Here is a 23,666-nt window from a genome sequence, read left to right on the forward strand (position 1 = left end):
TATGCGTACCTCCAATCACGAGCCGCACCCTTCCTGGGAGGGCCGTTCAGCCACTGCTTTGCCTGATTCGGGCTGGAAACCAGTCGAAAAAGGGCTATTCCGCTTCGTGGCGCTGTATTTCATAATCCAGATCGTGCCACTCGCTCCGTCGTTCTGGCGCGATCTGTTCACGGCCAACTGGCAATATGGCCTCTACCAGCCATTGTTTAAACTGGCCAGGTACATGCCCAACTTTGTCGGCGGCACCGGCTCGTTCCTCAACTGGGTTATTGCTGCGGCGCTTGCCGGGCTGGGTACGTTCACTTGGTCGATTTGGGAGAAACGACGGGATGAATCGGGCAAACCGGTGCTCAATTACGACCAGTTGAACGCCTGGGTACGTGTCCTGGTCCGCTACCGGCTAGCGGCGGGTTTACTGGCGTTCGGCCTCATCAAGCTGTTTCCTATTCAGGCACCCGAACCGTCGCTAAGCCACCTGAACACGCCATACGGCGAACTGACCGAATGGAAAATCTTCGCCTTAACGCTGGGCGTTGTCCCTTCCTATCAGGCTTTTCTTGGATTGATTGAAACGCTAGCCGGACTCTTGCTGCTCACCCGGCGGTCGGCTACAATTGGGGCATTTATCACGGTCTTTTTTACGGGAAACGTCTTCATATCGAACGTCGCCTATGGCGGAGGCGAATTCGTCTACAGCCTCTTCCTGATCAGCCTGGCGCTGTACCTGCTCGCCTACGACGGGCTCCGGCTCTACAACCTGCTGGTGCTGGGCAAACCAACCGCCCCCAACCGCTACCGCCTGACGTTTGCCCAAGGCTGGCAGCAATCGGCCCGACTCGCGGGTAAGGTCGTGGCCGCTTTGCTGATTCTGTCATACGGACTGTCGGCCTACGAAGCCTTAAGGAAAGGTGGTCATCAGTACCCAAGCGCCGCCAAAAAAGCCAGCTTATCCGACGCCGCAGGGTTATACACGGTGCAAGAGTTTCGGCTAAACGGACAGTCGCGCCCGCCCTCGCCACAGGACTCGCTACGTTGGCAGAACGTCGTGGTCGAGAAATGGAATACGATCAGCATCCGTCGTCCGGTTCCGGCTACACTTGCCAAGCTGAACCAGGAAGATGTAATCGGGCCGGATTCAGCCCGACACTTCGAGTGGTCGGGGCAAATTGGACGGCACTATTACCACTACGAACCCGTGGCCGAACAAGCAGCATCAGCCGCTCGGACGCTGCAGTTACGTAATCCCCAGCACCCCGAAGACACCTTCCAACTTCGCTACGAACGGCCCAACCCAGGTACGTTGGTGCTGGCTGGTATCAACGCTAAAAACGATTCGGTATACGCCGTACTGGAACGGGTAGACAAGAAATACCTGCTGTTTGAAGCCGCCAAATCCGGTCGGCGCAAAGGATTGACACTGTAGAAGAGTCATTTCGCTACGCGGCCATTCATCGTCATTTATTGCTAACCAAGTTCTGAATGACTACCCAATGACGCCGCAGGATAATGACACTTAATGATATTTCCCCATGATAAGCACACAAAATCCAACACAACAACGGCCCGTAACCGAGGCAAACACACCTGCCAGGGCAACGCAAAGCCGCTGGTCCGAAACGGAGAAGATCGCCTTTCGGATCGCGTTCATTTTCTTCGTCGCTATGGCCTTGCCGAACAACGTTGGCTGGTACCGCGACTTCTTCGACCTCGACTGGACGAACCTACACTACCGCGACGTGTATGACATCGCCCGATTCGGTTCCGGCCTGACCATATTCGGCAATACTCTGTTTGGCAGTCCGTTACTCGGTTATGCACCCTGGATCATTACGCTCCTGGCTGCTATCGTCAGCGGCCTGATCTGGACTGCGGTCGTGAAAATCCGCAAATCGGAGCCAGCCACTTACAACCTACTGTACTACTGGCTTCGGGTGGTGGTACGCTACCGGGCTGGTATCGGCATCATCGGGTTCGGCTTCACCAAGCTCCTGCCCACGCAACTCCCCTACCCCTCGCTGGGGCTGATGAACGCTAACTTTGGCGACCTCACCGCGCAGAAACTCTACTGGCTGTCTATCGGCATTGTGCCCTGGTACGAGGTGTTTACCGGCATCGTTGAAGTAGCGGCGGGCGTTTTTCTGTTCTTCCGAAAAACTACGTTTCTAGGCGCGGCCCTGCTGTTTGGTGCCCTGGCCGACATTGTGTACGTGAACCTCGCCTACGACGGAGGCGTACACGTCTACAGTTCCTATTTTGTGCTGCTGGCGGCTTTTCTATTATGGTATGATGTTCCCTTCGCCTGGAACCTGCTCGTCCGCGAACGCTTCACGGTACCCGTTTACCATTACCCCACCTTCCCGGAAGCCTGGCAACGCTGGACCCGCCACGGCCTGAAAGCCGCTACACTGTTTCTGTTTATCGGTGTACTGTTCTACCTGCAAGTCGTCAATTTCATCTACGACCCCTACAAACAACCCGCCCAGCATGGCATCCGCCAACTGCGCGGCAACTACGCCGTGACCGAATTCAAGCTCAATGGCCAGCCCATCCCCTACAGCCTGACCGACTCGACACGCTGGCAGGAAGCTACTTTTGAGAGCTGGAGCACGCTGACGTTCAAGGTAAACCGCCCCGCCAAACTCGACCTCAGCAATGGCGGCGGTGCACCCATGCGCGACCTGAACCGGACGTTTGAGGTAACGGGTGTAGCCGGTGGTCAGCGCGTGTTTTACTACGATGCCGACCCGGTGAACCAGACGCTGTATTTGCAGGATAAAGTCCGGTTGAATGGCCCACGCGAAGACGCGCCCGGCGCAGGTAATCCCGGCGAAAGCGGCACCAGAAGGCGGAAAGAGAAAGGGAAAAATCCGAACGCCATTTCGGAGAAACAGTGGATACCGGCGCAGGCGCGGGCCAACATCGGCGACGAGTTCACAAAGGTGCATCCGCTGGTGCAAACCACCCGCCGCAAACGGGGCCTGGTTGAAGAAAGCAAGCCCGCCGAGCGTAAACGGATGGTACTCCACTACCAGACAACCGATGGCTCACGCGTAGTCTTGACCGGCATCAACGAGAAAAAAGACTCGATCTATGTGGTTCTCGACCGAATCGTCAGGCCATATGCGCTTGGAGAAAGTACGTTGAAAGCAGGACGCTACGAATAGCCTATCTTTCGGCTTTGTAATCCGATGATGCACGTACCCGAAAAACAATATGATGCCGTGATTGTCGGCTCCGGCCCGAACGGACTGAGTGCGGCCATTGTGCTGGCGCGGGCCGGGCTGTCGGTGGTGGTGCTGGAAGCCCGGTCAGTGATTGGGGGCGGCACCCGTTCGGCGGAGTTAACCCTGCCCGGATTCGTGCATGATATGGGTTCGGCCATTCATCCACTGGCAGCGGGTTCGCCCCTGTTTCGGAGCTTACCGCTGGCCGATCATGGGCTGGAATGGATTTACCCGCCCGTGGCCGCCGCCCACCCGCTCGAAGGAGGCAAGGCCGCTCTGCTGACCGGTTCCGTAGCCGACACCGCCCGAACGCTGGGGGTCGGGGTGCGGCCTTCCGACGAGGCAACGTACCTGAAGCTGATGGAGCCGATCGTTCAGCACTGGTCAACGCTTGCCCCCGATATTCTTGGCCCGTTACGTTTCCCGAAACACCCGATCGACATGGCTCTGTTTGGGCTTGACGCACTGTTACCGGCAACGTACCTGGCCAGGCGGTTCAAGACCACCGAAGCGCGGGCGTTGCTGGCGGGTATGGCCGCCCACGCCATTCAACCACTGACCAACCTGACTACCTCGGCCGTGGCACTGGTGCTTATGGCGGCCGGGCATCAGCGGGGGTGGCCTATGCCCAAAGGCGGTTCCCAACAGATTGCCAACGCACTAGCGTCTTATTTCCGATCATTAGGGGGCGAGATTCAGACTGACCGAACCGTTCGTACGCTGGCCGATATTCCGAAAACACGTGCGGTCTTGTTCGACCTGACGCCAAAACAAATTCTCAGTATCGCCGGTGATCGTTTTTCGACGCTGTACCGGAAGCAGTTGGAAAATTACCGCTACGGTCCCGGCATCTTCAAAATCGACTGGGCGCTGGATGGTCCAATTCCGTTCACCAACGCCGATTGCCAGCGGGCCGGTACGATTCACCTCGGCGGTACACTCGAAGAGATCGTGACGGCCGAACAGCAAACCTACGACGGCAAACACCCCGACCGGCCCTACGTGCTGCTCGCCCAGCAAAGCCGGTTCGACCCTACCCGCGCCCCCGAAGGCAAGCACACGGCCTGGGCCTACTGCCACGTACCCAACGGCTCAACCGTCGATATGACCGCTCAGATTGAAGGGCAACTGGAACGCTTTGCACCCGGCTTCCGCGACCTGATTCTGGCCAAACACACCATGAACACGGGGCAGGTCGAGGACTGGAACCCGAACTATGTGGGCGGCGACATCAACGGCGGCATCATCGACATTGGTCAGCTATTCACCCGCCCTACAATCAGCCTGACGCCTTACCGCACCTCGGAAACGGGCCTGTTCATCTGCTCATCGGCCACGCCACCGGGCGGGGGTGTCCACGGCATGTGCGGCTACCATGCTGCCCGCGTGGTCCTGCGCGACAGTTTCGGAAAAGATGTGCCGGTTGAGCTGGCAACGGAGTAGACAGTATCGTAGAGTTACGGCAATTTACTGGGCTTCGCGCTGTAGGTTGCTTTCGCGTGGCCCTTCGACAGGCTCAGGGTGACAGGACACATCTAGCAGGTAAATGACAAACTTGAGTGAGATTGTCACCCTGAGCGGAACGGTCCGCCGCTGCGGTCGAAGGGCTACGCGAAAGCAACCTACAGCGCGAAAGCCTTACAACTGCTTCACCAACTCCTTCACGTCCGCCACGGTATAGGTATCGGGCAGGCGGTGCGTGTCGAACACCATGAAATAATGGTATTGCCGCCCGGCCTGCTCGGCCCATTTCAGGCCCAGCCGGTTTTTGGCGGCGCTGTCTGAATTGTCGCGGTCGTCGCCTTTCGTTTCCAGCACAATCAGCGTTCCGTTCTGGGTGTACAGAATGAAGTCGGGGTAGTGGTTCGATTTGTAGCCGTTGATGGCGAAGCCTTTGGCCCGGCCCAGGTTCCGGTGCCAGAACCGAATGTTGGGCAAGGCGGCCAGTTCGCCGATGACCCGTTCTTCAAAACCGTTCATGCTGCCTTCACGCTCATAGAGCGATTTGCCCAACGATTTGCCCAGCAAACCGGGTACGATCGTTTTCTTGAACGTGAACCCCTGCTCGACCGAAATTTTGCCCACCACCAGCAGTTTCCTGAACTGCTCTTCGGCGTGCACATCAGCCAACGCCCTGATCTTCTTCTTGATCTTGTCGCGGTAGGTGTATTCCCGCGACAGCAGATCCTTGATCCGTTCGGTGTCGAAACTGCTGAAAATACGCTCCAGATACAGCTTGATCTGCTGGTCGGGAATCGGGTACATGTTGCCCACCAACTGCATCATGCGGTGAGCCATGTCTTTCACCTGCCCCGCTTTGGGCTTGCTCAGAATGTAATCGACAAAAATCTCTTTGACCTGACTGTTGTCGATTTGCAGGAAGACCGGCCGGTACTGGTCGCCCTGGGTACGTTCAATATCGATTCTGTACAGATCGGATTCAACCGTGTCCCAGTCGATTTTGATGTCTTCGTCGGCCAGGCGGAAGCCTTTCAGTAACACTTCCTGATTGAGCAACACGCGTTCGCCCTGCCCGAAGAGGCCGCTTGCCGGCACCTCGAAATAAAACTGCGGGAGCCTCAGCGCCAGTGCTTCTGCCGCAAAATCCTGGTTGATCGCTATCTTTTTCACTTTGTCGCCGAGTTCCTGGAAGAGAGATGATGACTCCGTATCCGCCTCCTGATTGCTGAGTTGCTGCTCGAGTGCCTGATTTTTTTCGATGGCAAGCTGGGTAATGGCCGTCAACGCGGGCGGCGGGCCAACGGGTGGTTCGTCGGGCGGGGCGGTTGGGTCGAACTGGATTTTTGTCGGGTCAATGACGTCGCTATCCGGCTCGGTTGGGTCGGGAAACAGGAAGCCCTGCAACGCCTGCGCAGGTGTTGGCGCAGGTACGTTGCCCGATTGCCCGTCGGTGGTGTCGGCCGAGCGGTAATCATGCCGACTGAAACCGGCCGATTCGAGGCCCCGGATGATGCTTTGCAGGGTGTCGGTAAATTTGGCCGAGGCCGTCAGGACATACGACACATTCAGCAGGTCGTTCTGGTGGCGCATCACATATGGCTGGCGCAACACCCGCCCCAGAATCTGCTCGATGTCAACGGCCGACGACCGGTCGGCGAGCGAGGCCAGAATGTAGGCAAACGGACAGTCCCAGCCTTCTTTCAGGGCATTCACCGTGATGATGTAACGTACCTGACAGGTCGGGCTCATCAGGTCAACGTCCTTCAGTTCGTTGATATCGGCGGTCTTGATCTTGATCTGCGCTTCGGGAATCTTCAGCTTCAGCAACTGCTGCTTCAACTTCTCGAACGTCGTGTTGTCGTCGCCGGTTTTTGGTTGGGCCTGGAAGAGCACGATGGGCCGAATGTAACGCCCGCCTGCTTTTTGCTCGGCTTTGGCCAGGTGTTCCAGTTGCCGTTGCAGGTTCAGCGCACTCTCGACCACCTGCGATTTTTCCTTGTGGTTGTAGGCAATCACCGGTAGCTTCACCATCTGCTCTTTCTTCAGCTCAATGGCCGATACAAAGCTGACGATGTTGGCGTTTTTCTTGGGCGTGGCCGTCAGATCGAGCACAAACGAGGGGTTCAGGTTGCGCAGCATCTCCACGCTCAACTCGCTCTCGGCGTTGTGGCTTTCGTCGACAACCACCACCGGCGTGAGGCTGCGAATGACGTTGATCAGGGCGGTCTGGTCGGTGTCGGCCAGCCGGTGATCGTCGGCGTCGAACTGACTGGCGAAGGAGGCCAGGGCGCCGTTTTCCTCGAAAATTTTCCGGTCTTCCTTTTTCGTGGCCCGTAAGCTGCCGAAGCTCAGCACGAAGATGCTCAACTGCTGCTGCACCACCGCCGGACTGAAATTGGCCCCCTGCAACAGGTCTTTTTTCTGGTAAACGGCCACGCGGTGGTTGAACAGGCTGTTCAGTTTCTGCCGGTACGGATGCGCGGGGTTCGACAGGTTCCGCACGGTCTGATCGAGCAGGTTGCTCCAGGGCACCAGCCAGACAACGGCTTTGGGGCGGTCGGTGGCGAAGGCGTCGAACAGCGTATGTAGCGCATTGACGGCGATAAACGTTTTACCGCCCGCCGTGGGCACTTTCACGCAGACGTGGGGGGTGCCGGGTACGTTGTTCTGGTAGGGCCGCATGCCCGAGTTGGTCAGCGGATCATACTCGCCTACTTCATCCTGCCAATACCGATTGTAGGCCAGATCGTAGCGATGATCCCGCTGAATGTACTGTAGATAGCGGTCAAGGTCACGAATGACGCCCGCCTGATAGGGTTTCAGTTCCATTGGTGTGTTGACCCCACCCCCCGGCAGGGTTTTCTCATAAAAAAATAGTTATGCCAAAATTGCTGACGCGTGGCCCTTCGACCGCAGCGGCGGACCGTTCCGCTCAGGGTGACATCAATCATCCAGGTGTTCAGGCAAACATTCTTCACATTCCTGTCACCCTGAGCGGAACGGTCCGCCGCTGCGGTCGAAGGGACGCGCGTCAGCAATTTCATACTATTCTCATTTTATGAGAACCCCCTACCGGGAGTGGGGTATTAAAACCGGGAAATGTCCCGGGGAATTTTCTTGAAAATGATGTGTCGCTGCTGAAGCCACTCCCTGTTGATCAGGCAGTTGTCGGCGTAGATGACGTACTGTTCGGCGCGGGTTTGCACGGTGGCCAGAAAGTCGTAATCGAGCGTGGTTAGCTCGTCGCGTTTGTAGTAGAAGTAGTAGGCCGTTTCGTAGCGTCGGCCCAGAAAATGCGGCGTCTCGGCGGGTTCATCGGCGTTGGGTTGGTCGGCGGTTGGGCTGGGTAACGCCGTTCGTGTTTCCGAATACCAGACGTACTCCCGGATTCGGTCGAGGGGCAACGCTTCGTTGAGCAGGCCATCGTCGGTAAACAGGGCCTCGCCAAGTTCATAGTAGGTGAATCCGCCGCCCGTGCCTTCCTTGTCGCCATAGCCGTCGATCACACGGCGGACCCGTTCGGCGGTGATGGTTTCACAAATATTTACTTCTTTACCCTCCTTGTCTTTTTCAGTCATTTGAATCAAGATGAACGTTCGATTTCCGCCATCTTGATTCAACTTTAACACTGCATCGGCAGTAGTTCCAGAACCTGCAAAACTGTCAAGTACAATGCAGTTTGGATCAGCCACAAGGCTAATTAGATATTTTATCAAATCAACTGGTTTTGGGTAATCGAATTTGATACCCATCTTTTTTAATTCCTCGCTTGTGTTTTGAGTACTTCCAAGATTTTGCAAAACGCTAATAACATGGCTACTTCCTTCACGAGGTTTATAATTTTCAATTGCTCCAGAAGGAATTATCTCGAAAAATGTATTTTGTCCTTTGGTGTCTTTAACAGCTTGGAATCCAGTATTAATGTACTTCAAAAGAATATCCTTTGAACTCCATCCGCTTTCTACTTCTACTTGATTCAGTAATTTGAAATCTTCTATGAAAGCATCCTGATGATAGATAGGAAATGAATTTTCGCGCTTCCTGATTATACCATTTTTAAAACTAGCAGGAAAGCCAATAGGAAGAGTAATCCTGCTAACAGGATTTTTTGAGCCATTTTTTACTATCGTATTCCTGATCTCAGTTTTAAAAAGTTTACTTTCTGAATTAACATTAGGATCAATTACTTGTGGAGCATTAAATAAAACCTCATTCTTGGCGTAAACTAAAATATACTCATGGCATTTTTTAATTTTGGCTTGATTGTCAAAATTGCCATCAGTACGCCAAGTGAAATTGACAAGCATATTTCGACGTCCAAACACCTCATCCATAAGTATTTTAAGGTTGTGGTATTCGTTGTCGTCAATTGAGATGAAAATCAGTCCATCCTCAGCTAACATAGCATGAAGCAATTTTAGGCGAGGACACATCATGCACAGCCATTTATCATGGCGACTGAAATCTTCGGTTTCTTTGCCTACGATTTTGTCTAACCAACGCTTGATTTTTGGATCATTTACATTGTCGTTGTAGACCCAGTTTTCCTTCCCGGTATTGTAGGGAGGGTCAATATAAATGCACTTGATACGGCCTTCGTAATACGGCAACAGTGCTTTCAATGCCTCCAGATTATCACCGTGAATAATGCGGTTGCCTGTCACACGATTAGGCGAGTCGGCTTCTCCGTAGGTGTACTGCGCATCGAGCACCCGAAAGGGTACATCGTGATGATGGTTGATTACTTTATCTTTCCCTATCCAGGTAAGTGTGGGCATTATGAGCGTCGGGGATGTAGGTGAGTGCCCCGAGGCTCAGAGGGCAAAAAAAACGGGCGGCCTCCGCTGCCCAAGTAGTCTACCGAAGGTGTGTCCAGCACCTGTACAGAACTGCATGAAACAGAAGAGGACACGCCCTTTCGAGCGCGTCCTGCTTAACTGTCTCCCTCTGCATCAAAATTTTGGACACTTTACGGTAGAGGAAACTGTTAGCAACGCTATGTCTTTATATCAGAATGACTTGTCTTTTGTGCTCGATTTTTCGCTTGATTATAGCCAGCAAGATAGCCCGGCAAGTCGACTCAGGCAAGTTTGGAACGGGTTTGTGTAGGGCAAACGCGTATTGCTGATCGGTACGCCGCTCGCCGAATCGATGCGGTTCCCGGCAATAGTGTGTTGTCTTTTCATGTGGTTAACGTGAGTTGTAGATGGGTGGGGATAGTATTGCTTCGCGCTGTAGGCCCTTCGACTAGGCGTCCCCGACAGGCTCAGGGTGACAACTCACATCCAAATGGTGTTGACCAACTTGGGTGGGCTTGTCACCCTGAGCCTGTCGGGGACGCCTAGTCGAAGGGCCAGGCGACAGCAACCTTCAGCGCGAAGCCATACACTACGGCGTGAAGCACAGCAAAAGCATTTTACATACCTTCCCAGGTATTCGTTGCCTTATCCATTTTAATCGACCCCCGAACACCCCCATTGCCTGACAATGAATTGGTTAGTACACCTAGTCAATTGAATCAGTAGAATACTCCCTAAACCCGATAGACTATTAACATAACTTATTGGCAATCATTTATTTAACTTTCCTTTCAGATTTACTATTTCTGACACAACTTTGCGGCGTTGCTTATGCGTCAGGTCAATTCGCCTATTCGGCGGTAGTCCGCGACGATGGAAAGCAATGCTTTTTTTGCCTCATTTATTCTATTTAGTATATAGACTTTAAGTATTAATGATTCACTGTCGTTCTGACGTAATGCCCGCATTTACGCATCCTTCCGCTTGAGAGCCAGTAGTTGATTAGCTCCCCCATTCAAACTTTACAATGACAATACACCTGACAATGAGACACTTTTTAGTAACAGTTTTACAAATGTCAATCCTGCTGATGCCTTTATGGTCAGCGGCGCAGAATACCCCAATTATCAATGCAACCATAGCGGGCCGAATCATAGATGCCCGCACCGAGCGACCCCTGATTGGCGCAACGGTGGTTATCAAAGGCACCACGAACGGATCATCAGCCAAAGAAGATGGTCGTTTTACGCTCCTCACAGGCCAGAAACTCCCCTTCACGCTCACGGTTTCCTTCGTTGGCTACAAGACCACCGACGTCGTTATCAGCGAGAATAATGTAGAGATCATACTAGAGGAGGGCACCAATGAACTGGCCGACGTGGTCATTACGTCCCGCCGTCGGCAGGAGTCGGCCCAGTCTGTACCCATTCCAATTTCGGTGTTGCGGGGCGCGCTGGTCGAAGATGCCGGCGCGTTTAACGTGAATCGGGTTAAAGAACTGGTGCCTTCGGTACAGCTTTATTCGTCGAACGCCCGCAACACGACACTCAACATCCGGGGCCTGGGCTCAACCTTCGGACTCACAAACGATGGTATTGATCCGGGCGTGGGTTTCTATGTCGACGGTGTTTACTATGCCCGTCCCGCCGCCACCGCCCTCGACTTTGTGGATATTGACCAGATCGAGGTGCTGCGCGGTCCGCAGGGAACGTTGTTTGGCAAGAACACCACGGCCGGTGCGTTCAACATCACCACCCGGCCTGCCAGTTTCCAGCCGGGAGCCACGTTTGAGGTAAGCTACGGTAACTACAACTACATGCAGGCCAAGGCATCCATAACTGGTCCGTTGAGCGACAAGCTGGCCGCCCGTGTGTCGTTTTCCGCCACCCAGCGCAACGGCGTGATCTATAATGTACGTACCCAGCAGCCAACTAATAGCTTAAACAACCTCGGCGTTCGGGGGCAACTGCTCTACACGCCCAGCGACAACGTCAGGCTCACGCTGGCTGGCGATATGACCGATCAGAAACCCCTTGGCTACGCCGTTATTTATGCCGGGGTGGTGCCAACCCAGCGGCCTGCCTATCGCCAGTTCAATGCCATCATCGCCGATCTGGGCTATAAATTACCCTCAACTAACCCCTTCGACCGGATAACGGATCAGGACACGCCATCGCGGGCAAACAACAAGCTGGGCGGGGCATCGCTCAACGCTGACATCAAGATTGGCGGGGGGACACTAACATCGACAACGGCCTGGCGGTACTGGAATTGGGATCCACTCAACGACCGGGATTATATCGGGCTACCCGTATTCACCATTTCAGCGGGTAATTCACAACATGACCAGTATTCGCAGGAGATCCGTTACGCAGGCAACGTGTCGTCGCGGGTAAGCGGTGTTATTGGTGCGTTCTATCTCTACCAGGATTTAAAGTCAGACCCCGTACAGACCGAAGAAGCAGGCTCGGCACAGTGGCGTTTTGCCCAAAGCTCGACCAGCGCACTGTGGAAAACACCCGGCCTGTTTGATAACTTCGGCATCCGAACCACCAACCGTATCCGCAGTACCAGTGCCGCTTTGTTCGCGCAGGCCGACTGGGCAATCACCGACAAGCTTCGCTTCCTGCCCGGCATCCGTTATAACTACGACCGGAAGATTGCCAACTACAAACGGGAAACCTACGGCGGCCTGCAAACGACCGACGCCGCGCTGCTAGCCCTCAAAAACGGCGTGTATTCAAACCAGGCGTTCGATGCCGACGTAGACGAAACCAACTTCTCGGGTCAGTTGACGCTACAATACAAGGCGAGTGACCGCCTGAATGCCTTCGCTACCTACTCGACCAGCTACAAACCTATCGGGATCAATATTGGCGGATTACCAACGGCCAACGGACAGGTACTGACCGACCTGGCCCGTGTGAACCCCGAGTTTGTGACGCACTACGAAGTGGGCATAAAAACCAAGCCATCGCCAAATTCGGTGCTGAACCTGGTGGTGCATAACAGCGACATCAAAGACTACCAGACCCAGGTGCAAACGCCTGAGCCCGGCGTCAACCGGGGCTATCTGGCCAATGCCGAAAAAGTGCGGGTGTGGGGCGTAGAACTGGATGGTAATCTGCGGGTTAGCAACGCGTTCTCGGTATACGGCGCACTGGCCTACACGGATGCCAAGTATGTGTCGTTTAAAAATGCGCCGGTGCCGCTCGAAGAAACGGGTGCCGCTCAGGCGTTCAAGGATGTGTCGGGAGGTGCGCTGCCGGGCGTGTCGAAATGGGCGGGTTCGCTCGGGAGTGAAGTAACTTCTGCCGGTAAATTCCTGTCGCAGGAAGGTCGGTACTTCGTTGCCGCCGATGGCTATTACCGCTCGTCATTCTCGTCGAGCCCATCACCCTCGCAATACCTGAACATCGACGGCTATACGCTTGTGAATGCCCGCGTTGGTTTCCGGGCCTCAAACGGCACATCGGTCTTCCTGTGGAGCCGCAACCTGCTGAACCAGAACTACTTTGAGCAACTGCTGCCCGCTCCCGGAAACGCCGGGCAATATGGCGCCGTGCTTGGCGACCCACGTACCTACGGTGTAACGCTTCGCTACTCATTCTAAGCAATGTGACTCCAGCTTGCTTGCCAGCTAATCGTGCTTCGCGCTACACGCCGCAACGTCGGACCGTAGCGCGAAGCTTATTTTTTATAACTGATCGTACCTTTGACCTCTCATGTTTCTTTGCCAGTATGCAGCCCTTACAAACGCTTTCGTCCAAACTTCCCCGCGTTGGTACCACGATTTTCACGGTCATGTCGAAACTGGCGGCGGATGTGGGGGCGCTGAATCTGTCGCAGGGATTTCCGAGTTTCCCGGCTGACCCGGCGTTGCTTGAGCTGGTGACGAAAGCGATGCGGGCGAACCACAATCAGTATGCGCCGATGGCGGGCGTGCCGGTACTGCGCGACGCCATCGCGCAGAAAACCGTCGACCTGTACGGCATCAGCTACAACCCAGATACGGAAATAACCGTCACGTCGGGTGCTACCGAAGCCCTGTATGCGGCTATTACGGCGGTGGTGCAACCCGGCGATGAAGTGATCGTGTTTGAACCCGCCTACGACAGCTACGTACCCGCCATCGAACTGGCGGGCGGAACTCCCGTTTTCGTGTCGCTCACTCCACCCAATTACGCCATCGACTGGGCGCAGGTGGCCGAACAGATTACGGAACGTACCCGGCTCATGCTGGTCAACACGCCCCACAACCCCACCGGCCGCGTCTGGACGGGCGACGACCTGAACCAACTCGCCAACCTGATTCGTGACCGCGACATCTTCGTGATTGCCGATGAAGTCTACGAGCATATCACCTTTGATGAGCGGCCACACGTGTCGCTGATGCAGCACCCGGTTTTGCAGGAACGCACGTTTGTGATTGGCTCGTTCGGCAAGACGTTTCACATCACGGGCTGGAAAGTCGGCTACTGCCTCGCCCCTACCGAGCTAACGGTTGAGTTTCGGAAGATTCACCAGTTTCTGACGTTCAGTGTTTCCACGCCGATGCAATACGCGCTGGCCGAGTACCTGCAACAGCCTGAGCGTTATCTGCAACTCCCCGCCTTTTATCAGCGAAAGCGCGATCTGTTTTTACAGGCCATCGCCGGGTCGCGTTTCAGGTACGTACCCACCGAAGGCACCTTCTTCCAGAACGTTTCCTACGCCGTCATCACCGACGAACCTGACTACGACCTGGCAATCCGCCTCACCAATGAAATTGGTGTCGCGTCTATTCCGGTATCTGTTTTCTACGATCAGAAGAACGACTATAAGATCCTCCGTTTCTGCTTCGCCAAAGACAACGACACGCTCCTCCGCGCCGGGGAACGACTGGTGAAGTGGACAACTTTGTAAGGGCGCGTTTTGCTTCGCGCTTGTGTGTATTGCTGACGCATGGCCCTTCGACTCCGCTCAGGGTGACACTCTCACTCAAGATCGTCATCAACGTACCTGGGTTTCCTGTCACCCTGAGCGGAGTCGAAGGGCTATGCGTCAGCAATACACACAAGCGTGAAGCAACAAACCAAAAACACAGCATGATACCCCGCATTCATCCACTTCCCGAATCCGACGCCTCCGCCGAGTTGAAAGCGGCCTGGGCGAAGCATATCGACGACTACCCCGGCTCACGGATTACCAATATGAAAGCCACGCTGAGCCATTCGCCGCTGGCATTCGACGTCTACATGCAGTGGTATCCGCTCTATCATGCCGTGATCGGAATTGTTGGCGAACGGGCGGCGTACTTGTTTGCGCACGCTATTTCCGAAGCGTCAAATTGCCCGCTCTGTACCACGTTTTTTCGCAAGATCATCATCCAGCATGGCGAACGGCCCGAAGACCTGCACCTGACCGACGACGAACAATATCTGCTGGATTTTGGCGCAACCATCGCCCAAAACCGGGGTACGGTACTGGACGAAACCTACGAACCCATCCGGCAGCGGTTTTCCGATCAGGAAATTGTCACGCTCGTCGCCTTTGCCGGGCAGATGATCGCTACAAACCTGATCAACAACGTGTTGCACGTTACGATCGACGAATACCTCTACCCCTATTTACCGGTAATCCAATCGGAAGGCCGAACCGACACAACTCATGCCTGACTTATCTGGAAATCAAACTGCCAGCAAGGTAGCCTTTATCACCGGTGCCGCCCACGGACAGGGCCGGGCCGTTGCACTCGCTTTGGCCAAAGAAGGTATCAACATTGTTGCCTTCGACGTGGCCAAAAACTTAACGTACCCGGCCTACACATTTGGCTCCGCCGACGAACTAACCCAACTCAAACAGGACGTGGAAGCCCTGGGACCATCCGACGCATCGCCGCGCTGCCTGACTGTGACGGGCGACGTTCGAAACGATGCCGACGTGACCCGCGCCGTAGAGCAGGCATTGGCCGAGTTCGGGCGGATTGATATTCTCTTCAACAACGCGGGCATTTGCGCCTACGGACTCGCCCATGAATTAACCGAAGACGCCTGGGATGCCATGCTCGACATCAACCTCAAGGGCGCGTGGCTGGTGGCAAGGCGCATTATTCCGGTGATGATCGACCAGAAATCGGGCGTTATTATCAACAATTCGAGCATCGCCGGGCTACGGGGCATGGGTCGGTTGAGCCATTATGCAGCCTCGAAATGGGGGCTTGTGGGGCTGACCAAATCATGGGCTATCGAGCTGGCTCCCCACAACATACGGGTCAATTCCATTCATCCAACGGGCGTCAACACGCCGATGAACGACGGGCTGGCCGCGCTCGAAGGCACGACCACGCAGGAGATTGCCGAACGGTCGGCCGGCAATTTATTGCCGGTTCCCTGGGTTGAACCTGAAGATGTATCAGCGATGGTACTTTACCTGGTGTCCGATGGGGCACGGTATATCACCGGCTCCCAATTTGTACTCGACGCGGGTTTACTGACCCGGTAATAGTCGTTTCTCAACGTTTTTATGCGTATTAAATCACTTGACAGGTTGCGGCAGGAAGCGGCAGCCAGTGACTCATCGACCCTCAAACGTTCGCTCGGGGCCTTCAACCTGGTCGCCATTGGTATCGGCGTCATCATCGGCGCAGGCCTGTTTTCGCTGACGGGTATTGCCGCCGCCAACCATGCCGGTCCCGCCGTGACGCTGTCGTTTGTGGTGGCGGCGGTGGGCTGCGCGTTCAGCGCGTTATGTTATGCCGAGTTTGCCGCCATGGTGCCTATTTCGGGCAGCGCCTATACCTACGCCTATGCAACCCTGGGCGAACTCTTTGCCTGGATCATCGGCTGGGACCTGGTGCTGGAGTACTCCGTTGGGGCCGCTACGGTGGCCATTAGCTGGTCGCAGTACCTCAATCGTTTTTTGAGTAATTATGGCCTGCACATTCCCCCTCAGATTATGTTGTCGCCGTTTGAAACCGCCACTGGAGCCGACGGCTCAACCGTATCGGGTTTCATGAACGTACCTGCGGTGTTGATCGTGGTGCTCATTACCGGCGTCATTATTCGCGGCACATCGGGCTCGGCCATCTTCAACGCCATTGTGGTAACCCTGAAAGTACTGGTGGTACTCGTGTTCATCGCCCTCGGCTGGCAGTATATCGACCCGGCCAACTACCAGCCTTATATTCCGGCCAACACCGGCACGTTTGGCGAATATGGCTGGAGCGGCGTTCTCCGTGGTGCTGGCGTCGTATTCTTCGTTTTCATCGGCTTCGACATTGTGGCAACGATGGCGCAGGAGGCCAAAAATCCGCAGCGCGACATGCCCATCGGCATCATCGGGTCACTGGTTGTCTGCACCATTCTGTTTGTGCTGTTCGGCTACGTCATGACCGGCATGGCCAACTATACGGAGTTCAAGAACAGTGCGGCTCCGGTTGCCATTGCCATCGAAAAAACACCCTACCGCTGGCTGGGACAACTCATTATCGGAGCTATTCTGATCGGTTACACCTCCGTTATTCTGGTCGATCTGCTGGGGCAGTCGCGGGTGTTTTTCTCAATGAGCCGCGATGGGTTATTGCCTCGTGCGTTCTCGGAGGTCCATCCCCGTTTCCGTACGCCCTGGAAAGCCAATGTGCTGCTGTGCGTCTTCATCGGTCTGTTTGCGGGCTTTGTACCCATTCGGGTAGTGGGTGAAATGACGAGTATAGGTACGTTGCTGGCCTTTGTGATGGTCTGCCTCGGCATCTTGATTTTACGCAAAAAACAGCCCGACGTCCCCCGCGCTTTCCGTACTCCCTGGGTGCCCGTCGTACCAATTCTGGGTATCCTGACCTGCCTGCTAATGATGTTCTCGTTGCCCGGCGACACCTGGTTGCGGCTCGTCGTATGGCTGGCGATCGGTCTGGCGATCTATTTTGTGTATGGCAAAAAACGCAGTAAACTGCACCTTTCTACCGTAAGTGATGATCTGGATCACCCGCGAACGTCCGAAAATTGACCGCATCGCCTGCCCCTGGCTGATCCGTCGGTTTATTGATCCCGGCGCCCAAATCGTGTTTGTGCCCGCCGACGAGGTACTGGCCAAAGCAGAGGCGTTGGGGGCCACGCCATTCGATATAACTGGGGCTGAGTTTTCGCACTACGGCACCGATTGTACGTTTGATTATTTCCTGAAAAAATACGACCTCCGCGACCCGGCCCTGCACACAATGGCACCCATCGTGCGCGGGGCCGACACCGACAATCACGCGCTGGCCGAACAGGCCGCCGGGCTCTGGGCTATCTCGGCCGGACTGGCCCACAACCTGCGAAACGATGAGGAGTTGCTGGCGCAGGGCATGCTCATCTACGACGCGCTCTACAGTTGGGCAACGTACCTGCAACACGAAAAGCACACCCAGAACCCGACCGAAAACAGCCTGATTCAGGTGATGACAACGTACCTGGCATCGCAAAAGAAAGACCGCAAACGCACACCCGGCTGGATCAGCGAACTCGAAGCCCTGATTCAGGACCATGTCGATACCAACCTGACCATCAGCCTCAAAGGCCTCTCGGAAGCGGTGCAGATGAACCCCACGTACCTGTCGCGTGAATTTGCCACCTACTTCGACAAGCTGACCTTTGGCGAGTACATCCGAAAACTGCGCATCGAAAAAGCCATTCAGCTACTCGACCAGCCCGAGCATTCGCTACTCGACATTGCCTACCTGACAGGCTTCTCGGATCAGAGCCATTTTACCCGCGTATTCAAGAAATTCATCGGCAAAAGCCCGTCGGCTTATCGAAAAGACGTGCAAAAAGGTAAAGAATCGGCCAAAGGTTAATTATGTTCTATGCCATTGGCGTGGGCGTTCGTAGCCTTGCACAAACGTTGCTATGCTACTTATGTCATCTCTCTCTTCGTACAAACAGGTCAGGTTCTTTTCTTTATTTCTTTTCGGGCTAACGCTAGCAACACCCGCATTGCCCCAGGCACCCGCCCCACACGAGTACCCGCGCACGGTACTCTATCAAGGCATTCTCCACCCCATCGTGACGTTCAGTCAGGATGCGCCGGTGGTCAATTTCAAGACGTTTTATCAGGTCGGTTTTCCCGTTGGTGTCAACATCTGGAAGACCGCTAAAATCGGTTATTCACTGGAGATTGTCCCGTTCATCCGGTCCGAAGCAGGCGTCAGCCGCATGAACAATGTGCTGTTTCATCCGGGTGTACTTGTGGGGCTGGGCAACGGCTTTACCCTGGCCAACCGGCTGGCATTTGAAACGGGTGGTCGGTATGGGGTTACGCCCGTTTTGAACAAGACCTTCCGTCGACCCGGCCCGGTGAACTACTTTCTGGCAGTGCCGCTCCCCGTTCGCTTCGGCAACGACCGACCTACGAGCGTTACGCTGGGTTTCCAGTTTGGCCTTGCTTTCTGAGCCATGAACGCAACCGCTACCTGCTAATCAACAGGTGATCTAAGCCCAACTTAATGTTGGAGCGGCTGTGCCGGACGTTTTGCTGAAAACACTCGGGTAGACAACCCATGCGAATGGTCGACAGATCAGCCCCCACTGCTACTTCGTGAGGGCTGACAGACTCATTGCCGATAACTCATTTTTACCCTTAATCTTCACGCCCTTCTTTCCTATTGGCATCCGCCATGCGGACAATTTTGGGCGTGAATTTGGCCAATACCGTTACCAGATCGCGTTGGGCTTCAATGACGTTGTCAATATCTTTATACACCATCGGAGCCTCATCCAGATCACCTCCAACCAGTTGAATATCGGCTTCTACCAGCGCTTTATTCCATTGCGACCGCGTGATGGTGTTGAACGCCTGGGTACGTGACATCAAGCGGCCGGCGCCATGCGAAGCCGAATTGATCGAGTCGACGTTACCGCGCCCGCGCACCACGTAGCCCGGTTGCGTCATGGAGCCGGGAATGATGCCCAGCACATCAGGTCCGGCGGGTGTGGCTCCTTTGCGGTGAACGATCACCTCCCGACCATCGGCCAACTGCTCTTTCCAGGCAAAATTATGGTGGTTCTCCACCATCACCAGCGGTTTCTCTCGTAGCGCCTTAGCCAGTTTCCGGTGAATTTCGTGGTGATTAGCCGAGGCATAGTCCCCCGCCAGATTCATCGCAATCCAGTATTCCTGTCCCTCCTGCGTGTTCAGGTCGAGCCACGCCAGATGGGCCGCTTCTTTTGGCAACTTCGTCTTTTGCATGGCTAGTTTCGAGTAGTAATTCGCCACGTTTCCGCCAAAACCACGCGAACCCGAGTGCGACAGCAAGGCCAGGTATTCACCCGGTGGCAGGTTCAGGCCAGTCTGTGTGGCGTCGTCTGCGTACACATTCACAATACCCCACTCCACAAAGTGATTACCCGTTCCCGAGCTACCCAACTGGCGGTAAGCTTTGTCTTTCAGGTCGCGGATCACCTTCGTAGCCTGCCATTCGGGCAAATCCATCACGCTCTCGTCGATCTTGTCGCGGGTTTCGCCGCCAATGCCAAACTTGGTCTGCTCAACCAGCGCCTTCTTTAGCATGTGCGGTTCGCGCTTCAGAAAATCGGGCCGTAAGCCGAAGATAGATAGGCACATACGACAGGCAATGTCGACACCAACGGCAAACGGAATCACGGTATTGGCTTCCGTAGCCAGCACGCCGCCAATTGGCAATCCGTAGCCCTGATGGGCGTCGGGCATAAGCGCACCCGCTACCGACACCGGCAGGCTGGCGGCGGTGTGCATTTGCTTCAGCGCCCCTTCTTCAATAAAATCGCGCCCAAAAACAGCGTACGGCAGCGGCCCTTCGCGAAGCTCGAAGGCGTTTTCGGCTTGCTTCTGCTCAGTACCCAGCACATAGGGCGCAGACTCGGCGGGCAGGTACGTTGCTCCCATTTCGCTGAGCGGAATAGCGATTCCCTGCTTAGTGAGTTCATAAACCGACTGCGCCAGATTGGTGACCTTATTCTTCGAAAAGGCGTATTTTTTCGGATTCTGGAGCATTTGGGCCAGTAAGCCCATCACTTTTTCACGAGGGTAATTGCCCCGCTGCATCAGGCCGTTGGCTACGCGCAGAAAAGTGGGGTGTAACGACTCCGGGATTGGCCCCAGCGTCAGGATGTCGTCGATTGATAATTCCATCTGGTTACTGTGGTGATTAGGTGATTTACCCCCGACCCGCAACGGCGGACCGGCCTGAGGGTTTAGGGGTAATCACTTACTTTATAAACAATTGCTTCAACTGATCGACCATCGAGCCTCCGTTGGAGACAGAAATCGAGCCGATTTTATCCGCGATTTTCTCGACGTACTCCATCTCTTTCAATTTCCAGAGCATCTCATTGTCTTCCATCAGTTTGGCGGTGTTCAGCAAGCTGCGGGTCGAGGCCGTTTCTTCGCGACGCATGATGCTGTTGGCCTGGGCTTTCTTTTCGGCCATCAACACCTGGTTCATTATGTCGCGCATATCGCCCGGCAAAATGATGTCGCGCAAACCACCGTTTCGTAGTTCAACACCCAATTGTTCGGCTCTGGTTGCGGTCGCGTTTACGATAAACGGAGCCAGATCACCCTTTTTATCAAGAATCTCGTCGAGCGTCAGGCCGCCGATGTACTCGCGCAGCGCCATTTGCACCGCGATGTACAACTGCTTGTCGTAGTCCTTGTTTTCGACCAGTGCTTTCATCACGTCCTGCACCTGGTACTGAACAAAGAACGTCAACCGCAACGACGCTTTATCTTTGGTCAGAATCTCCTGCCCCGACACCTCCAGTTGCTGCTGCCGGGTGTCGACTTTCAGCACATGAATTGGCGTCGTGTTTTTCCACCAGTGATACGTACCTGGGGTAAGTACCCGGTTGAATGTCCAGTCGATGAACAGCACCCCTTTTTCGTGCGCTTCAACGGTATACGTTCGCACATAGGCCGACAGGGGTTGGGGCATCAACGACACCAGATCAATTTCGGCCGGAATGTCGAGTTGGTTCAGATCGGCTTTGATGTAGGTGTAGTGTTTTACCCCTTTCCAATACGCCCAGCGGCCTTTGCGCAGAATGGTCTGAAACAGGCCCGTCGATGAGCCAACCCGTTCGTACTGAAGGGCTATTTCATTGTCGTTGACCTCAACCACGTCGAGCGCAGCGGCTACCTCCGCGTTTTCCAGCAAAATGGCCAGATCGCAGGGCGGATTCTGTAGCTGCTCTCCCTGGTTGTAGACATAGACGGTTTCGTTGGACCAAACCCAGTGGTTGCCCTCGGAAAGCATTTTCTTGAATCCGCCATGTTTGAACAAAAGCCCGATTTGATGGGCCTGGATGCGTACAGTTTTCATTGGAATAGAGAGTTATACTAATTCATTAAAACCCGTCAGAAGGCGACCCATCTAGCCAGAGCGGAAGCCGGTTGGCGACTGTGTTTGCACGTGGGGGCGACAACCTGGTTTGGCAGATAAACTGACCCGGCAGAAGCAACTCCTTCTACCGACCCAGCCAATCCATCAGACTCCGTTTGCAGCAACCGCGTACGCCCGACAGCCGCGCTACCGGCCTGCTGGCACTTGCTAAACCGTTTTGGCCGGGCAAGCCCAACCGCAACAGGGTCGCTTCTGACTGATTCACTTTTCGAGAGACCATTTTTAGAAGTGGTCGACTTCCCAACCATAGGATCAACTTTTTCAGAGTTGATAGCAGGATTCGAACCCGCATTTTGGTAGTGAAATTGACCCATGACCAACAGCATATCGGGCTCAGCCAGCGGCTGCGATACTATGGGGCTATGCAGAAACCCACATCCGGTTTGGTCATCGACGCTTTCACTGCGACAAAGCTTTAGCCCAACTGCGCAGTCTTTTTGCGTAGTTGAATTAGTTTTACCATTTTTCCAAATAATTTCTGACAATCAATAGTATAGGTAGTCTCCGCACTTGTTGCTTACGCCTGGTCGAAGGGCCACGCGTAAGCAACAAGTGCGGAGCTAACAGCGCGTCGGCAACACCTCACAGCACAATAGTTTCACACCATCCTCATCCTGTATGCCTGCCAACCGAAACGCCCTTGTTCGCTACAAAACGCTGGATGCCTGCCTGCGCAATCGGCAACGTACCTGGACACTCGACGACCTGATTGAGCGAGTATCCGAAGCGCTGTACGAGTACGAAGGCATCGACAAAGGCATCAGCCGGCGTACGGTTCAGGCCGATTTGCAGATGATGCGGAGCGACAAACTGGGCTACTTCGCACCCATTCTGGTGGTCGACAAAAAATATTACACCTACGAAGACCCAGCCTATAGCATCACCAATATTCCGCTGTCGGATGGCGATCTGGCGCGCATGAACGAAGCGGTTGACGTACTGAAGCAGTTCCGGGGCTTTTCGCATTTTGCGGCCCTCAACGAAGTAGTGCAGAAGCTGGAGGACCATGTGTACTCGACCGCCCAAAAATCGACACCAGTCATTGATTTTGAGAAGAACGACAACCTGAAAGGGTTGCACTGGCTAGACGCTTTATATCAGGCTGTGATTCAGAAGCAGGCGGTTCAGCTTGAGTACCAGTCCTTTTCGGCGCGGGCACCGCAAACGTTTACGTTCCATGTGTGGTGGCTTAAAGAGTTTAAAAACCGCTGGTTTGCGGTGGGACTACGCGACGGGAAAGGGATGCTCACCAACCTGGCGCTGGACCGGATGCTGGCCGTCAGCATCAACGCTACCGTCGACTACGTACCCAACCAGACCATCGACCCTGATCTGTATTACCGGCACGTGATTGGCGTGACAGTGAGCGAAAGCATGCGACCCATGTTGGTGAAGCTATTCGTCACCAGCCGACACGCGCCTTATGTGGAAACCAAGCCGCTGCACCACTCGCAGCAGGTGCTCGAACGGACCGGAGCCGGTATTGTGATTCAACTGCTGGTACAACACAATTTTGAGTTGGAAAAGGAAATCCTGGGCTTTGGCGAGGGCATGCAGGTGCTCGAACCCACCCGCCTGCGCTACATCATCCAGAAACGGTTGCGAGCCGGACTCGACGCGTATACTCCACAAGAATTGCCGATTTCCTAGTCCGATCCCCTCAAATTAACGTTGCTGAAGGTGCTATCGGGCGTTTTGCTACGAATGTGCCTTATCTTGGCACTATGTAATCCGGACGTTGAATTCCCGGTGCAACACCTCACAACAAGCTTACCAGTACGCTACGAA

General features: G+C 54.7%; 16 protein-coding genes. 11 read left to right on the plus strand and 5 right to left on the minus strand.

The features are described from left to right. Window position 1 precedes the first annotated feature (1 nt). The 3 genes from ACFE8Q_RS23105 to ACFE8Q_RS23115 all read left to right on the plus strand — a co-directional run bounded on the left by ACFE8Q_RS23105 (window position 2) and on the right by ACFE8Q_RS23115 (window position 4,667). Complete coding sequence (locus ACFE8Q_RS23105) at window positions 2-1,423, plus strand: DoxX family protein (protein WP_375447809.1); 1,422 nt, start codon at window positions 2-4, stop codon at window positions 1,421-1,423. Window positions 1,424-1,529: 106 nt separating this feature from the next. Further along, window positions 1,530-3,164, plus strand: coding sequence for a hypothetical protein (locus tag ACFE8Q_RS23110; RefSeq protein WP_375447810.1), 1,635 nt, complete (start codon window positions 1,530-1,532; stop codon window positions 3,162-3,164). Between the two features lie 24 nt (window positions 3,165-3,188). Then, complete coding sequence (locus ACFE8Q_RS23115; protein WP_375447811.1) at window positions 3,189-4,667, plus strand: phytoene desaturase family protein; 1,479 nt, start codon at window positions 3,189-3,191, stop codon at window positions 4,665-4,667. A gap of 195 nt (window positions 4,668-4,862) precedes the next feature. On the opposite strand, the gene ACFE8Q_RS23120 is transcribed toward ACFE8Q_RS23115, so the two are convergent. From ACFE8Q_RS23120 to ACFE8Q_RS23130, 3 genes are all read right to left on the minus strand, one after another. Next, window positions 4,863-7,514 carry a DEAD/DEAH box helicase gene (locus ACFE8Q_RS23120; protein WP_375447812.1) on the minus strand — a complete coding sequence of 884 codons (2,652 nt, stop codon included), beginning with the start codon at window positions 7,512-7,514 and terminating at the stop codon, window positions 4,863-4,865. 257 nt (window positions 7,515-7,771) lie between these two features. After that, window positions 7,772-9,463, minus strand: coding sequence for a site-specific DNA-methyltransferase (locus ACFE8Q_RS23125; RefSeq protein ID WP_375447813.1), 1,692 nt, complete (start codon window positions 9,461-9,463; stop codon window positions 7,772-7,774). Window positions 9,464-9,733: 270 nt separating this feature from the next. Next, window positions 9,734-9,871, minus strand: a complete 138-nt coding sequence (locus ACFE8Q_RS23130; RefSeq protein WP_375447814.1) for a hypothetical protein — start codon at window positions 9,869-9,871, stop codon at window positions 9,734-9,736. Between the two features lie 688 nt (window positions 9,872-10,559). Here ACFE8Q_RS23130 and ACFE8Q_RS23135 point away from each other — a divergent pair. The 7 genes from ACFE8Q_RS23135 to ACFE8Q_RS23165 all read left to right on the plus strand — a co-directional run bounded on the left by ACFE8Q_RS23135 (window position 10,560) and on the right by ACFE8Q_RS23165 (window position 18,891). Beyond that, complete coding sequence (locus ACFE8Q_RS23135) at window positions 10,560-13,097, plus strand: TonB-dependent receptor (RefSeq protein ID WP_375447815.1); 2,538 nt, start codon at window positions 10,560-10,562, stop codon at window positions 13,095-13,097. 128 nt (window positions 13,098-13,225) lie between these two features. Beyond that, entirely contained in the window at window positions 13,226-14,389 is a 1,164-nt protein-coding gene (locus ACFE8Q_RS23140; RefSeq protein WP_375447816.1) for a methionine aminotransferase, read from the plus strand. 62 nt (window positions 14,390-14,451) lie between these two features. Continuing rightward, window positions 14,452-15,141 (plus strand): carboxymuconolactone decarboxylase family protein, encoded by a 690-nt coding sequence (locus tag ACFE8Q_RS23145; protein ID WP_375447817.1) that lies wholly within the window; start codon window positions 14,452-14,454, stop codon window positions 15,139-15,141. Continuing rightward, a complete protein-coding gene (locus tag ACFE8Q_RS23150; RefSeq protein ID WP_375447818.1) occupies window positions 15,134-15,967 on the plus strand; it encodes a mycofactocin-coupled SDR family oxidoreductase in 834 nt (277 codons plus the stop codon). Before ACFE8Q_RS23145 ends, ACFE8Q_RS23150 begins: the two co-directional genes overlap by 8 nt. Before the next feature lie 21 nt (window positions 15,968-15,988). Continuing rightward, the gene (locus ACFE8Q_RS23155; RefSeq protein ID WP_375447819.1) at window positions 15,989-17,467 is read left to right on the plus strand and encodes an amino acid permease; all 1,479 of its coding nucleotides are present in this window, start codon (window positions 15,989-15,991) and stop codon (window positions 17,465-17,467) included. Next, window positions 17,433-18,296 carry a chromate resistance protein ChrB domain-containing protein gene (locus tag ACFE8Q_RS23160; protein ID WP_375447820.1) on the plus strand — a complete coding sequence of 288 codons (864 nt, stop codon included), beginning with the start codon at window positions 17,433-17,435 and terminating at the stop codon, window positions 18,294-18,296. Before ACFE8Q_RS23155 ends, ACFE8Q_RS23160 begins: the two co-directional genes overlap by 35 nt. Window positions 18,297-18,357: 61 nt before the next feature. Next, a complete protein-coding gene (locus ACFE8Q_RS23165; RefSeq protein ID WP_375447821.1) occupies window positions 18,358-18,891 on the plus strand; it encodes a hypothetical protein in 534 nt (177 codons plus the stop codon). Window positions 18,892-19,078: 187 nt separating this feature from the next. Here the strand turns inward: ACFE8Q_RS23165 and ACFE8Q_RS23170 are convergent, their stop codons facing one another. Continuing rightward, window positions 19,079-20,608 (minus strand): RtcB family protein, encoded by a 1,530-nt coding sequence (locus tag ACFE8Q_RS23170; protein WP_375447822.1) that lies wholly within the window; start codon window positions 20,606-20,608, stop codon window positions 19,079-19,081. A gap of 76 nt (window positions 20,609-20,684) precedes the next feature. Further along, window positions 20,685-21,797 carry a slipin family protein gene (locus ACFE8Q_RS23175; protein ID WP_375447823.1) on the minus strand — a complete coding sequence of 371 codons (1,113 nt, stop codon included), beginning with the start codon at window positions 21,795-21,797 and terminating at the stop codon, window positions 20,685-20,687. Window positions 21,798-22,496: 699 nt separating this feature from the next. Between ACFE8Q_RS23175 and ACFE8Q_RS23180 the strand changes: the two genes are divergently transcribed. Continuing rightward, window positions 22,497-23,528 (plus strand): helix-turn-helix transcriptional regulator, encoded by a 1,032-nt coding sequence (locus ACFE8Q_RS23180; protein ID WP_375447824.1) that lies wholly within the window; start codon window positions 22,497-22,499, stop codon window positions 23,526-23,528. Window positions 23,529-23,666 lie beyond the last annotated feature (138 nt).

It is taken from the genome of uncultured Fibrella sp. (assembly GCF_964250085.1).
GTDB lineage: Bacteria > Bacteroidota > Bacteroidia > Cytophagales > Spirosomataceae > Fibrella.

Bases quoted from the DNA above. Each gene is read 5' to 3' on its own strand.
- ACFE8Q_RS23165 (WP_375447821.1), top strand. From the start codon at position 18,358: ATGTCATCTCTCTCTTCGTACAAACAGGTCAGGTTCTTTTCTTTATTT.
- ACFE8Q_RS23155 (WP_375447819.1), top strand. From the start codon at position 15,989: ATGCGTATTAAATCACTTGACAGGTTGCGGCAGGAAGCGGCAGCCAGT.
- ACFE8Q_RS23115 (WP_375447811.1), top strand. From the start codon at position 3,189: ATGATGCACGTACCCGAAAAACAATATGATGCCGTGATTGTCGGCTCC.
- ACFE8Q_RS23140 (WP_375447816.1), top strand. From the start codon at position 13,226: ATGCAGCCCTTACAAACGCTTTCGTCCAAACTTCCCCGCGTTGGTACC.
- ACFE8Q_RS23120 (WP_375447812.1), bottom strand. From the start codon at position 7,514: ATGGAACTGAAACCCTATCAGGCGGGCGTCATTCGTGACCTTGACCGC.
- ACFE8Q_RS23105 (WP_375447809.1), top strand. From the start codon at position 2: ATGCGTACCTCCAATCACGAGCCGCACCCTTCCTGGGAGGGCCGTTCA.
- ACFE8Q_RS23125 (WP_375447813.1), bottom strand. From the start codon at position 9,463: ATGCCCACACTTACCTGGATAGGGAAAGATAAAGTAATCAACCATCAT.
- ACFE8Q_RS23130 (WP_375447814.1), bottom strand. From the start codon at position 9,871: ATGAAAAGACAACACACTATTGCCGGGAACCGCATCGATTCGGCGAGC.
- ACFE8Q_RS23170 (WP_375447822.1), bottom strand. From the start codon at position 20,608: ATGGAATTATCAATCGACGACATCCTGACGCTGGGGCCAATCCCGGAG.
- ACFE8Q_RS23175 (WP_375447823.1), bottom strand. From the start codon at position 21,797: ATGAAAACTGTACGCATCCAGGCCCATCAAATCGGGCTTTTGTTCAAA.
- ACFE8Q_RS23110 (WP_375447810.1), top strand. From the start codon at position 1,530: ATGATAAGCACACAAAATCCAACACAACAACGGCCCGTAACCGAGGCA.
- ACFE8Q_RS23135 (WP_375447815.1), top strand. From the start codon at position 10,560: ATGTCAATCCTGCTGATGCCTTTATGGTCAGCGGCGCAGAATACCCCA.
- ACFE8Q_RS23180 (WP_375447824.1), top strand. From the start codon at position 22,497: ATGCCTGCCAACCGAAACGCCCTTGTTCGCTACAAAACGCTGGATGCC.
- ACFE8Q_RS23160 (WP_375447820.1), top strand. From the start codon at position 17,433: ATGATCTGGATCACCCGCGAACGTCCGAAAATTGACCGCATCGCCTGC.
- ACFE8Q_RS23150 (WP_375447818.1), top strand. From the start codon at position 15,134: ATGCCTGACTTATCTGGAAATCAAACTGCCAGCAAGGTAGCCTTTATC.